General features: G+C 66.6%; 13 protein-coding genes. 6 read left to right on the top strand and 7 right to left on the bottom strand.

Annotation, left to right across the window (positions count from 1 at the left end; all coding sequences use genetic code 11):
• The first annotated feature begins 111 nt into the window (after positions 1 to 111).
• The gene (locus tag EV647_RS13520) at positions 112 to 2235 is read left to right on the top strand and encodes an MMPL family transporter (RefSeq protein ID WP_134002655.1); all 2124 of its coding nucleotides are present in this window, start codon (positions 112 to 114) and stop codon (positions 2233 to 2235) included.
• A 7-nt stretch (positions 2236 to 2242) separates the two neighbouring features.
• On the opposite strand, the gene EV647_RS13515 is transcribed toward EV647_RS13520, so the two are convergent.
• The gene (locus tag EV647_RS13515; RefSeq protein WP_166680312.1) at positions 2243 to 2725 is read right to left on the bottom strand and encodes a DinB family protein; all 483 of its coding nucleotides are present in this window, start codon (positions 2723 to 2725) and stop codon (positions 2243 to 2245) included.
• A 65-nt stretch (positions 2726 to 2790) separates the two neighbouring features.
• Complete coding sequence (locus tag EV647_RS13510; protein ID WP_134002651.1) at positions 2791 to 3441, bottom strand: hypothetical protein; 651 nt, start codon at positions 3439 to 3441, stop codon at positions 2791 to 2793.
• Positions 3442 to 4106: 665 nt separating this feature from the next.
• Between EV647_RS13510 and EV647_RS13505 the strand changes: the two genes are divergently transcribed.
• Entirely contained in the window at positions 4107 to 5237 is a 1131-nt protein-coding gene (locus tag EV647_RS13505; RefSeq protein WP_134002649.1) for an XRE family transcriptional regulator, read from the top strand.
• Entirely contained in the window at positions 5234 to 6436 is a 1203-nt protein-coding gene (locus EV647_RS13500) for a hypothetical protein (RefSeq protein WP_134002647.1), read from the top strand. The genes EV647_RS13505 and EV647_RS13500 overlap by 4 nt, the downstream gene beginning before the upstream one ends.
• Here EV647_RS13500 and EV647_RS13495 read toward each other — a convergent pair.
• The 4 genes from EV647_RS13495 to EV647_RS13480 all read right to left on the bottom strand — a co-directional run bounded on the left by EV647_RS13495 (position 6386) and on the right by EV647_RS13480 (position 10177).
• Entirely contained in the window at positions 6386 to 6859 is a 474-nt protein-coding gene (locus EV647_RS13495; RefSeq protein WP_166679951.1) for a GNAT family N-acetyltransferase, read from the bottom strand. The two genes, EV647_RS13500 and EV647_RS13495, sit on opposite strands and share 51 nt — an antisense overlap.
• Positions 6860 to 6965: 106 nt before the next feature.
• Positions 6966 to 8015, bottom strand: a complete 1050-nt coding sequence (locus tag EV647_RS13490) for a serine hydrolase (RefSeq protein ID WP_134002643.1) — start codon at positions 8013 to 8015, stop codon at positions 6966 to 6968.
• Between the two features lie 79 nt (positions 8016 to 8094).
• Positions 8095 to 8712, bottom strand: coding sequence for a tyrosine-protein phosphatase (locus EV647_RS13485; protein WP_166680311.1), 618 nt, complete (start codon positions 8710 to 8712; stop codon positions 8095 to 8097).
• Between the two features lie 40 nt (positions 8713 to 8752).
• Complete coding sequence (locus EV647_RS13480) at positions 8753 to 10177, bottom strand: MFS transporter (RefSeq protein WP_134002639.1); 1425 nt, start codon at positions 10175 to 10177, stop codon at positions 8753 to 8755.
• Positions 10178 to 10275: 98 nt separating this feature from the next.
• Here EV647_RS13480 and EV647_RS13475 point away from each other — a divergent pair, with 98 nt between their 5' ends.
• Positions 10276 to 10941: a TetR/AcrR family transcriptional regulator gene (locus EV647_RS13475; protein WP_134002637.1), complete on the top strand. Its 666-nt coding sequence runs from the start codon at positions 10276 to 10278 to the stop codon at positions 10939 to 10941.
• A gap of 80 nt (positions 10942 to 11021) precedes the next feature.
• A complete protein-coding gene (locus EV647_RS13470; RefSeq protein ID WP_134002635.1) occupies positions 11022 to 11207 on the top strand; it encodes a YegP family protein in 186 nt (61 codons plus the stop codon).
• 81 nt (positions 11208 to 11288) lie between these two features.
• Here the strand turns inward: EV647_RS13470 and EV647_RS13465 are convergent, their stop codons facing one another.
• A complete protein-coding gene (locus EV647_RS13465) occupies positions 11289 to 11651 on the bottom strand; it encodes a YciI family protein (RefSeq protein WP_134002633.1) in 363 nt (120 codons plus the stop codon).
• Between the two features lie 101 nt (positions 11652 to 11752).
• Here EV647_RS13465 and EV647_RS13460 point away from each other — a divergent pair, with 101 nt between their 5' ends.
• Entirely contained in the window at positions 11753 to 12709 is a 957-nt protein-coding gene (locus tag EV647_RS13460; RefSeq protein WP_134002631.1) for a pyridoxal-phosphate dependent enzyme, read from the top strand.
• Positions 12710 to 12769: the final 60 nt, after the last annotated feature.

Genomic DNA, 12769 nt, shown 5'->3' with positions numbered 1-12769 from the left:
TACGGGACGCGACCCAGCTGTTCGGCCGAGGGAAGTCTGGCTCATCGCCCGAGGTGAGGGCCGGGCCCTCGGCCACACGATGAGTCCAACTCTGGCTGAAGGGGATCCATGATGAGGTCGAATCTGTACAGACTGGGCCGGTACGCCGCACGTCGGCCCTGGGTGGTGATCGGGGCGTGGCTGGTGGTCGCAGCGCTCGTGGTCGCCGCATCCGGCGCCTTCGGCAAGAAGCTCGAGGAATCGTTCGGAGCGCCTGGCGTGGACTCGCAGTACGCGACGGACCTGTTGTCGGCCGCAGGCGCGGATCAGGCCGGGCTGACCGCGAAGGTGGTCGTGACTCCGCTCGACTCGACGGCGACACTTGCCTCACCCGAGCTGCGGGCTGCGCTGGCCCATTTACGGTCGACCGCGGCGTCGCTGCCCCACGTGCTGGGAGCCGGCGATCCCGTCATCTCGCCAGACGGCCGCGTCGGGCTGATCCGGCTTCAATACCCGGTGCTGGACAAGCTGGAGCCGAGCGATCTCGAGCAGCTCAAGACGCTCGCGGCGGTTGACGTGCCGCTGCGGATCGAGCTGGGCGGGGATCTTTTCTACGCGTTCGAGCAAGGTCAGGCCGGTCTCGGCGAGGCGGTCGGGCTGATCGCTGCGATGGTCATCCTGCTGCTCGCGTTCGGATCGATCATCGCGATGGGACTTCCGATCGGGATGGCCGTGTTCGGCCTCGCGCTGGCGATCAGCTCGCTGTCCCTGGTCACGTACCTCATCGAGCTGCCCAGTTGGGCGCCGGTGCTCGGCAGCATGATCGGGCTCGGGGTGGGCATCGACTATGCGCTGATCATCGTCACCCGGCATCGCGAGTATCTGGCCCGCGGGATGGCGATCGAGGAGTCAGTCGGGAATGCTGTCGCCACGGCGGGACAGGCTGTGCTCTTCGCCGGTGGCACAGTGGTGATCGCGATCCTCGGGCTGGTGGTGGCCGGCGTACCGTTCATGACCGCCGGCGGGATTGCCATCTCACTGATCGTGCTGACGATGGTGCTCGCTTCGATCACTTTGCTGCCCGCGTTCCTGGGACTGGCCGGACACTGGATCAACCGCCTTCGGGTACGGCGGGTGCAGTCGTCTCCTGGTACGGGTTGGCAGCGGTGGGCAGGGCATGTGTCCAAGCACGCCGCGGCGTACGCCGTCGGCGCCACCATCCTGCTGCTGGCGCTGGCCGCACCCGTGCTCGCACTCCGCGTCGGAACGCCCGATGACGGCGCGCTGCCCGTGCAACGCACCGAGCGTCGTGCCTACGAACTGGTGGCCGCGGGATTCGGTGCCGGCAGCAACGGTCCGCTGGTGATCGCTGTCGACATCTCTCGAGATCCGGCCGTCGTACAGCCCTTGTTCAACGCCGTCCGCGCCGATCGGGGCATCGCGTCGGTCGCACCTCCTTCGGTGAACACTGCGGCCGGTGTCGCGTCGCTGATCGCCGTACCGACGACGGGGCCGCAGGACGCTGCGACGATGACGACAGTCAAGCGGCTCCGCGAGGAGGTCTTTCCCTCGGTACTGCGGGACAGTCCGGCGAAAGCTCATGTCGGTGGTCAGACGGCGACCCTCGCGGATGTGGGAGCGAAGGTCAACGATCGGCTGCCGTGGTTCATCGGCGCCGTGATTCTGTTGTCGGTCGTACTTCTCGCCGTGGTCTTCCGGTCGGTCGTCGTACCGCTGAAGGCCGCGCTGATGAACCTGCTCAGCATCGGCGCCTCGTTCGGCGTCATGGTGATGATCTTCCAGTGGGGCTGGGCCGCGGACCTGATCGGGCTGGAGTCGACGATTCCGATCCTTCCGTTCATCCCGATGTTCATGTTCGCCGTGGTGTTCGGGCTCTCGATGGACTACGAGGTGTTCCTGCTCAGCCGGATCCGCGAGGAGTACCTCAGGACCCGCGACAACACCGCCTCGACCATCCACGGCATCACCACCACCGGCCGCGTGATCACCTCGGCAGCGTTGATCATGATCGCGGTCTTCGTCAGCTTCTCCCTCGCCGACGACCCAACAGCCAAGATGTTCGGCTTGGGCCTTGCCACCGCCGTCCTCGTCGACGCGACGATCGTGCGACTGGTTCTCGTACCGGCCTTGATGAAACTGCTGGGCGACGCCAACTGGTGGACGCCGGCTTGGTTCAACCGGCGACCGCCCGTGGTCGCCATCTCTGAGCGTGAATCGGTCAGTGTTTCCGAGTAGAGCGGCGTCAGTCGCCTGTTGTGCCGTCGAGGGACTCTCGGATGATGTCGGCGTGGCCGTTGTGACGGGCGGTTTCCTGGATCATGTGGAGCAGGATCGCTCGCAGGTTGGCCTCCGCTCCCGACGGCGTTGCGACCACGTCGTCGAGGTCGCCGGCGGCCACGACGGCCCGGGCCCGTTCGCAGGTCCGTAGGTACTGTCCGACCACGACGTCGGCCGTCTCATCAGTACCGACGCGGAAGTCCGCATCTGGGCCACCGTCGATCGGGAACAGATCCGGCTCGGGCAACCCTGCGTAGATCTTGAGGAACCAGCCATGCTCCGTTTCGGCGAGGTGTTTCACCAAACCCAGCAGGCTGAGTCCAGACGCTGTCATCGGGCGGCGCAGTGGCTCGGCTTCGAGCCCGTCCAGCTTGCGAAGCAAGGTGGCGCGGTGGAAGTCGAGCTGCTGTGTCAGCGCGTCGCGCTCGTCAGCCAGACGATTCGGCACAGCCCGATCCACGGGCGACGTAAACACCATGCGCCGACACTACGTCCGACGTACGAGGTGCTGGGCTACTTGAGGTGGGCGTGGAGGGAGAGTCTGGCTCCTGTGGAGGAGCTGATTATGGCTCGGTCTCCGAGCGGGGCGGTGAGGGTTAAGGTGGCTGGGGTGCTCAGGCCTACATCCACGCAGCCGCCCTTCAGTGGGCTGTGGCTTCCGCCGATGATCACCATGTCCTCGAACTCGACGACATGGGCTGTCAGGTTCGGGTCGCACTTTCCGTGGTGGAGGTTGAAGGTCAGCGAGTTGCCGTCGACCTTCGTGAGCCTGCCGACCGGGAGAAGGTTGCGGTCCAGCTCGGCGAGGCCCGGCAATGGGGCGGGGTCGACCAGGGGCTGGAGTACCGCCGCGGAGACTGCCAACGCGACAATCGGTCTCGACAAGCCCTTCGCGGTGAAGGACCACGCCGGCACGGTCGCGCGGCCCGCGCTCGTGTCCACGTCAACTGTCTTCAAAGAGCCGCCGGTGATCGTGAGTTTGCACTGCGATACCGGCACCGCCATGTGTCCGCAGTTGTCATAGGCGTCTCCGATCGCTTCGGTCAGCGCACGCCGGGGATCAAGGACATCCGCGGAGACACTCGGTCCGTCGCCGAAATCGATGCGGGTCTTGCCGCCGGATCGGAGTTTCACGCCCGGCGCGATGGTCACGTACCCGGCCATCCACGCAACCTTCTGCTCGGTCGTGTCGAAGCCCAGACCGGGCGTTCGGGACGAGTACAGAAAGATTCCTTCCGGCGGTTTCGGGATCCCTGCGGCCCGGACGGCTGCTGCGACAGCGCGAGCCCGTTCGAGAAACGCCGGAGTCCCAGGACCTGATGGGATCTGCCCCGGAACCGCGTCATGAGCCGGCTGGGAGGTGGCCGTCGCACTGCTTGCCGCAGACGTTGGCGCCGCCTCGTTCCCGCATGCCGACAAAGTCAGGGCGCTGAGCACAACCAGACAGCTAATGGTCCTCATACCTAGACGACGCGCTCTCCATGGCAATTCGTTGCGGCAGTCAGGGACGGAGAGATCGTCAGGGAGCGGGTGGTTGGTGAAGCCGTCGGACAGGATGGCTATCTCCGCGCGTCGCGTGGTTTCAGTTGGCTTCAGGTCGACTTCAGTATTACGGTAGATCCACGGTGTAACTGCGGTCAATCGCCAGTTTGTCAGGAGCAATGGTGATCCGAGCCGTATAGAGAGCCCCCATTCCGAGGACAGCAGGACGGCTGGGTGACCCCCGGCGGTGCGCGGTACAGCAGGGCTCGGTGAAGTCGGGTAGAGCGGGTGTAGGATCAGCCGATCCGCCGCACCCGCAAGTTGGTCGACCATTTACGGGAGTGAGAGTGGCCCCTTCTCCAGAGGCCGTACGACTCGCCAGGCGACTTCGGGACCTACGGGAATCCGGGCGACTGACTCAGAAGGAACTGTCGAGTGCGCTCAGCACCGGCGAGACCCGCGTCGCGGTGGCAACGATCAGCTCGTGGGAGTCGCAGTCCAACCCGAAGCTCCCCCCGGAGGAGCGGCTGCGGTCGTACGCGCTGCTCTTCGCGATGTCCGAAGTACCCGAACGGCTGCCTCGCGAGCAAGACCTGAGCGGAGCCGAGCGGGAGCGCTTCAATGCACTTCACCGTGAGCTGGGCACGCTCCGGGAGGACGTACGCCACCAGCAGACCGGTTCCCCGTCCTCCGGCAACTCGTACACCTTTGACTTCGAATCCGGGCGGATCACGCTCATCTGCCCGGAGGTCCCGGAGCTGGGACGCTCTCCGCTCGCGGACGAGAAGAACCCGAACTACACCAAGCTGTACAGATATGCCGACCTCGACGCACTGATCGAGATGTGGGGTCATGTCCGCGCGTCCAACCCGGAGCTGCGCGTGCGGCACCGCCTGCCGACGGAGGTGAGCGCGGATCACCTGTCCGGCCATCTCATCCTGATCGGCGGTATCGCCTGGAACCGCGTCACCAGTCGGCTGCTGCGGGTTCTCGACAACCTGCCGATCCGGCAGCTGTCGGTGCCGGATCTGGCCGACGGCGAGATCTTCCGCTCCCGCGACGGCAAGGAGTACCGGCCGGTCTGGGAGGAAAGCAAGGAACCCGTCCCCGAGAACGAGGCGCCGTCGCAGGCGGACCTCGAGGCCGAGCAGGCCCAGGACGCGTGGCGTGACGACACCCCCCAGGAACTCGCCGAGGACGTCGCTCTGTTCGCCCGGCTGCCCAACCCCTTCAACCACAGCCGCACCATCACGATCTGCAATGGGGTCTACAGCCGGGGAGTGCTCGGCGCAGTCCGAATGCTCACCGATGACGCGGTCCGCGACCGCAACGAGGCCTACCTGGCCGACAGGTTTCCAGGTGGCATCTTCGGCCTGCTGATGCGAGTTCCCGTGATCAACGGCGAAGCCGTCACCCCGGACCTCGAAATCGCGGACAACCGCCTCTTCGAATGGTCCCCCGAGGGGGATGGCGAATGAGCCGTCAGATCAGGCACGGCCAGTCCCATGCGGGACTGCTCCGTGACGGCTCCGCTCCGGTGGCGGCCTCTGCGAACACCCGCCTGGACGCGATCGTGGTCCCGGCCGCGCGACCGGCCTTCGCGTTGCAGGACGTCATCAGCCTGTCCGCCGCGTTGTCCGTGCCGCTCGTCATCCTGTGCAGCCGGCAGGCGCAGGTCAGGCAGGTCGCGCGCCGCGTAGAGAAGACCTTGGGCGCACAGGCGATCGTTGTCGAGGTGCCCGAGGATTACCGGCCTCCGTGCGACACGCCGCTGACGTCGAGCGGTGACTTCCAGGCGGCCTCGGCCAATCGATCCAGTGATCTCAGCACGAAGCGCAACATTGGTCTGCTGCTCGGCCGGATGTGCGGATGGAGCAAGATCCTGTTCGTCGACGACGACATCAGAGGGTTCAGCCCTCGGGACGTCAGGCGTCTTGCCGGGTATCTCGACCGGCATCCGGTCGCGTCGATGGTCAGCCGGTACTTCCCCGACAACTCGGTGGTCTGCCACGCGCGCCGGCTCGCGGGGTTCAAGCAGGACGTGTTCGTCAGCGGCGCAACCCTTGGCGTGAACCTGCAGCATCCGGACCAATCGTTCTTCGCCGATGTCTACAACGAGGACTGGTTCTTCTTCGCACGGCATGCAGCGGAGCGGTCGTTGATGAAGATCGGTGAGGTCAGCCAGCTCGAGTACCGGCCCTTCGCCGATCCGCAGCGAGCGGCCCGCGAGGAGTTCGGCGACCTGCTGGCCGAAGGACTGTACGCAGCGTTCGAGCGCCGGTCAGGCTCGAGCTTCGAGCAGCAACTCGCGATCGCGACCCGGACCAGCTACTGGGAGGACTTCAAGGGCATCCGGCTCAAGACGATCGCCGAAACGACCGAGGCACTTCGGCGAGCCCAGCTGTGGATCAGCGAGGCCGACCGCGACAGCGCGAAGGAGTCGCTGAGGATCGCGCAGGAGCGAGCGGAGAGCATCTCGCCGGACCTGTGTGCGGATTTCATCGTGAACTGGCAGGAGGACGAGCGTCGCTGGCAGAAGATGCTCACTCATTTCCCGCAGGTCAGGAGAGAACGCGACGCGCTGGCCGAGCTCCAGTTGCCGACCTGGATCTCCTGTGGCTACGGGCTACCCACCGAATCGCAGACGGATCTCGCGGCGGCCGGAGCCGTCTGCTAGCAGCTGACGTTCTCCGGTCGCGTAGAAGCCCAGTCGCTCGTACACCTGGCGGGCGATGGTGTTCGTGTCCAGGACCCAGACGCGCCACTCGGTGACGTCGGGTTCGACCGCCGACAGGTGCCCGAGGACCGCTCGCAGTACGCCGTTGCGGCGGTACCTCGGGTCCACCCAGACCGACTCGATGTGGCGCTCGTACGTCGGGCGGTTGGCGACGCGGACGGAGCTTGCCAGGCCGATGACCCGGGACTCCTCCCGGGCCACGGCCCACTGCATACGGGTGAAACGTTCGCGCCAGCCGTCCTCACCGACGGTCACCTCGTCCTCGTAGTCGGCGATGTACGCCGACGGAGAATCCTTCAGGGCCCGGAGACGGACGTCCCGGGCGATCGGCCAGTCGTCGGCACCGAGTATGGCGAGTTCCAAGGTCCCGGACCCCTTCGGGAGATGGCAACAAGGCATCCATACCAGTGTCGCCGTTTCTCTCGGTCACCAAACCGACGAGGCGACATGTCACATGCGGTAACCGGTTTCAGCGACAGATCGCCTGATCCACGAAGGCGTCCACGGATTTGTCCGGGTTGTCCGGCAGGTGCGGAGTCACGGCCACGGTGACCTGCCGCCGGGTGTCCTCCGTCGAGAACGAGTACGCCTGGTACGCGAGCGCGTCGCCGTCGTTGCCGTACACCCGCACCTTGCAGCTGGTGTCGTGCCACGCCAGCCCGAGGCCGTACTTCCCGTCCGCGGTACCAGGCGTCTTCATCGCGTCGAGCAGCCGGGCCGGGAGCAACTGCCCGCCGAGCAGGGCCGCGAAGAAGCGGTTCAGGTCGCGCGTCGTGGAGATCATGTCGCCACTCGCTCCGAACAGCGTCGGGTTCATCTCGGTGAAGTCGAGTTGACCGCCGTCCTTCGGGATGTAGCCGTGCGCGTGCGGTCCCTTGATGTACGGCGACGTACCGGGAAGCGACGTACCGTGCAGCCCGAGCGGGCGGATCAGGCGCCGCTCGATCTCCTCGGCGTACGTCCGGCCGGTCACCTTCTCGATGATCTCGCCGATCAGCAGGTAATTGGTGTTGGAGTAGTCGTACTGCGAGCCCGGCTTGTCGAACACCGGCGGATTCGCGAGGGCCCGCTCGATCTGCTCGGGTGCGGTCCACGTGCGATAGCGCAGCGCGTAGAACTCCGCGCTCGGTGGCATCGGCAACGTTTCCTTGAAGTCGTACAAACCGCTGGTGTGGTTGAGCAATTGGCGCACTGTGATGTTCGCGCCGTTCGGCACGACACCCGGCAACCAGCGTTCTACCGAGTCCTCGAGCCGAATCCGCTTCTCGGCAACGAGTTGCAGTACGACGGTGGCAACAAAGGTCTTCGTGATACTCCCGATCCGGAATCGCCCCGCCACCGGGACCTTCCGTGAACTGCCGAGTTCCGCAACCCCGCTAGTCCCCCGCCAGACCGCCCCGCCGTCCCGCACCTCAGCCACGGCCCCGATCGCCACCACGTCGTCGAGCCCTTTCTGCAACGGCGAAGCCACCCCCGACGTCAATCCAACAACCGCCGCCGTCACCAATGCCACCAGCATCCCGATCTCCTCTTGTGTGTCCGATGGCCTCAACCCTTCCGGCAGCGGACAACACAAACATCGGGGATCGCCCTGGGATTCACCCCGTCAGACGACTGGTCAACGCCTTCAATTCTTCAGTGGTAGCCCCTGACTTCAGCAGGTACTCACGCGTCCCGCCGTACCGCTGCTGCACATGAGAAAGCAGGCGCAGAATCGTGGATGCGGTGGCCTCGGAGGTTTCGTAGTCGGTGGCGATCAGGTCTCGCGGTACGCCGGCCACGTCGAGCGTCAGCGCGATGACAACACCCGTCCGGTCCTTGCCCGCGTGGCAGTTCACGACCACGCAGCCGGGTGGTGCGTCGGCGATCGCGGCCACGGCCGACGCGACGCGGGCGCCGTAGTCGTCGACAAGCACGACGTACTGCTCGAACAATCCCAGGTCGGACACATCCTCGTCCGCCGGATCCCAGAGTGGGACGTTCCGCCAGCGTGCGTCATCGGCGTACGGCGAGGGGAACGTCTCGCATTCCCAGGCGCTGCGGAGGTCTACGAATCTGGTGATTCCGAGGGCCTCGACGCTGGAGCGGCCGGTCGGGGTCAGTTGATCCAGGTTGCCACTTCGGATCAGGCGGCCTGGCTGGAGCTCGCCGACTGGGGTCGGTAGGCCGCCGAGGTCTCTGACGTTGCGGCAGTCCGGCCAGATCAGAGGGTGCACGGCAAGTACCCTAGATCGGCCGGACGTTGCGGTGGGCAACTTATGCCGCGGCGGTGGCCTCGGCGAGCTGCTCCGGCGTGGGCTGGAGCTGCGGTGTGGCGAAGGTCAGCAGGACGTTGGCGACGGCAAATGCGGCAGCTGCGAGCAGGCCGCGCTCGTACCCGGACTGGAGCGCCTGAAGCTGGGTCGCGCCGTGCGTGAGCTCGTTGGTGGTGTGGGTGATGGAGAGCGTCGTGACGATCGCCAGCCCCAGCGCTCCGCCCACCTGGTACATCGCGTTGACGACACCCGACGCCGCGCCCGCCTCAGCGGGACGGACCTCGGAGACCGCGTTGATCTGACCGGGTACGCCGACGCCGATGATGCCGAATCCGAAGACGATCAGGCCGGGGAGCAATTGCGAACTGTAGCTACCGGTGGCATCCGCCTGGGACAGCAGAAGCAGTCCGATCACGCTGAGCACCGCACCCGCGAGCTGAACCGTCCGCGTCCCGAACCGCTGCACCAGTTGCGACGCGAGCACCGCGCCGACGATCGCCGCACCGCCCATCGGCAGGAAGTGAATGCCGGCATCCAGCGCACTGTCTCCGCGCACCTGCTGCAGGTAGATGGCCGTCAGGAAGAACATCGACAGGAACCCGGCGCCGTTCAACGCGAGCGACGCGCCGGACACACTCAACGCGCGCGACCGGAACAACCGCATCGGGACGAGCGGAGCGGCCGACCGGGTTTCGACCAGGACGAATGCCGCCAGCAATACAACCCCTGCGGTCAGTACGCCGACGACCTCGAACGATCCCCATCCGGACGGCTCCGACCGCACCACGCCGTACACGACTGCCATCAAGCCGGTCGTGGCGAGCACCGCCCCGAGCGTGTCGAAGGTACGGCGACCTGTCGCGTGCCGTGCGTCGGGGACGAACACCGGGATCAGTGCGACCAGTGCGAGCACGATCGGCACGTTGACGAAGAACACCCACTGCCAACTCAGCGAGTCGACGAGCACGCCGCCCGCGACGACACCGAGCGTCCCGCCGAGGCCGGCCAGACCACCCCAGACACCCATCGCGATGTTGCGTTCACGCCCGTGCGCGAAGGTGGTGGTCAGGATCGCCAGCGCGGCCGGCGAGAGCAGCGCGCCGCCGAGGCCCTGGACGGCTCGCGCCCCGATCAGGAACTCGGGCGAGTTGGACAGCCCCGCGACCAGCGACGTGAGACCGAACAGCAACAGACCGCCGGTGAACACCCGGCGCGGCCCGAGCAGGTCGGCCATCCGCCCGCCGAGCAGCAGGAAGCCGCCGAAGAGCAACGTGTACGCGTTGATCACCCATTGCAGGGAGTCGGCGGAGAAGTTCAGGTCCGCCTGGATGTGGGGCAGCGCGACATTCACGATCGTCACGTCCAGCACCACGATGAACTGCGCGAGGGCCAGCACCGCCAGGGTGGCCCAAGGACTGCGTCGCATCGCCGTACCTCATTCGGTCAACAGACTTTGTCTACACCGTATGTATACGGCGTAAGCTTACGGAGTAGACAGTAGGTCTACGGTGTAGACTTGTCAACGTGATCACCAAGGAGACCTCGCGCCGCCTCGATCCGGAGAAGGTCGTCGACACGGCGCTGACCATCGCCGACGACGAGGGGCCGGCCGCTGTCTCGTTCCGGAAGCTGGCCGCGCAGCACGACGTGACGCCCATGGCGCTGTACCGGCACTTCAAGGACAAGGACGACCTGCTGGCGGCGTTGGGCGATCGCTTGCTCGCGGACGTCGTACTGCCGGAGCCGACCGAGGAGCCGTGGGACGTGCAGCTCGAGGCGCTGCTGGGCGCGTTCGTCACCGCGCTGCGCGCGCACCCACGGCTGGCGGACCTGACGCTGCCCCGCATCCTGGTCGCCGAGCCCGGGCTCGCGCTGTCCGAGCGGGCACTGGGGCTGCTGATCGAGGGTGGATTCTCCGTCGACGACGCAGCCGAGGTCGGCCGGCAGTCGATCTGCTCACTGATCGCGCTGGTCACCACCGACCCAATCGTCCGCGAGGTCAGCGACCCAGAGGCCCGTGAGGCGTCGCTGCGGCGGAAACGTGCCTCACTCGGCGCCCTGTCACCCGAACGCTACCCACTGATCACGTCCGCAGCGGGCGCGCTGGTCTGCCCCTCGTCACGGGACCGGTACTACGACCTCGGCCTCGAACTCGTCGTCGCCGGCATCCGCGGCGTCGCCAGAAGCTAGGGCGTGTATGCGCAGCGTAGGGGACCGGAGAGGACTACGCTCCGAGACGGAGCGATACCACTCTCTATGGAGGTACACCGATGGCGGGGAAGTTCGAGCTGTACAAGGACAGGTCCGGCGAGTTCCGGTTTCGTCTGAAGGCCGGCAACGGCGAGGTGATCGCGACCAGCAGCGAGAGCTACGCGACCAAGGCCGCGGCCGAGAACGGCATCGAGTCGATCAAGAAGAACGCGGCCGACGCGAAGGTCGACGACCAGACCAGCTGAGACCCTGTAAAACCCTGTAAAACCCTGTAAAACAAGGAGGGTTTCTCCACGATCCTGTGGAGAAACCCTCCTTCGTCGTTCTCAGAGGCCGTCGGCGAACTCGACCCCGCGAACCTCGACACCGAGGCCCTCGATGCTCGCGTCCGGGATCATCGCGGCCAGCTCGCAGGCGCGCTCGCGGGAGGCCACGTCGACCAGGTAGTAGCCGCCGAGGAACTCCTTCGACTCCACGAACGGCCCGTCGGTGACGGCCGGGAGCCCGTCGCGGACCTTGACCACCGCGGAGTCGGCCGGCTGCTGCAGCGCGACCGTGCTGTGGAACTCGCCCGACGCCTTGATGGTGTCCATGAACTTCTGGTGCCCGCTGCCGATGGCCTGCTGCTCCTCCTCGGTCAGCGCGGCGAGCACGTCGGGGTTGATGTTCAGGACCAGTAGGTACTTCACGATGTCTCCTTCGCACGCGGCCCCCGTTGGTGGGCGCCTCTCAACCATCAGTACGGAGCGAGTCGGCGTACTTTGACATCGCCCGCGGCTAACGTCGGACCGTGCTGAGTCTCACAGATGTCCAGGCCGCCGCAGAGCGCCTGAAGGGTGTCGCGCACCGTACGCCGATCCTCACGTCGCGGACGCTCGACGAGCGCGTCGGGGCGCGTGTGTTTCTCAAGGCGGAGAATTTCCAGCGGATCGGCGCCTTCAAGTTCCGCGGGGCCTACAACGCGGTCAGCGGCCTCACCCCGGAGCAGCTCGCAGCAGGCGTCGCGGCGTACTCGTCGGGCAACCACGCGCAGGCCGTCGCGCTGGCGGCACGCCTCGCCGGGACCTCGGCGGTGATCCTGATGCCCGAGGACGCCCCGCCGACCAAACTGGCCGCGACGCGTGGGTACGGCGCCGAGGTGGTGACGTACGACCGGTACACGCAGGACCGGACCGCGCTGGCTCAGGAGCTGGCCACCGAGCGCGGGCGGACGTTGATTCCGCCGTACGACCACTACGACGTGATGGCCGGGCAGGGGACGGTGGCGCTCGAGCTGATCGAGGAGGTCGGGCACCTCGGCGCGCTGCTCGTGCCGGTCGGCGGCGGCGGGCTGATGGCCGGCTGCGCGACCGCGGCGGCGATGATGTCGCCCGGGATCCGGATGATCGGCGTCGAGCCGGCCGCGGGTGACGACCACGCCCGGTCGCTGGCGGCGGGTGAGCGGGTGGAGATCGCCATACCGCGGACGATCGCGGACGGGCAGGCGATCTCGACGCCGGGCGAGCTCACGTTCGCGGTGAACCAGCGGCTGGTGGAGTCGTTCGAACTGGTCAGCGACGCGGAGATCCTGGACGCGATGGCGTTCGCGTTCGAGCGGCTGAAGATCGTGCTGGAGCCGAGCGGGGCGAGTGCGCTGGCCGCATTGCTGGCCGGACGGATCCACGGGCTGCCGGAGCGCGTCGGAGTGGTGCTGTCAGGCGGGAACGTGGGGCTGGAGCGCTTCCACGCGCTGCTCGGAAATAGCTGAAGTCGCAAGGACTTTAGGGTGCCCTGACCACCCTCTGTGCCCGTTGTCACAGAAAGCCAC

The sequence above is a fragment of the Kribbella sp. VKM Ac-2566 genome (genome assembly GCF_004366005.1).
In the GTDB taxonomy this organism is placed as follows: domain Bacteria; phylum Actinomycetota; class Actinomycetes; order Propionibacteriales; family Kribbellaceae; genus Kribbella; species Kribbella pratensis.
Note: the sequence above shows the minus strand (reverse complement) of the source record. Positions and strands in the feature narration are given on the sequence as shown.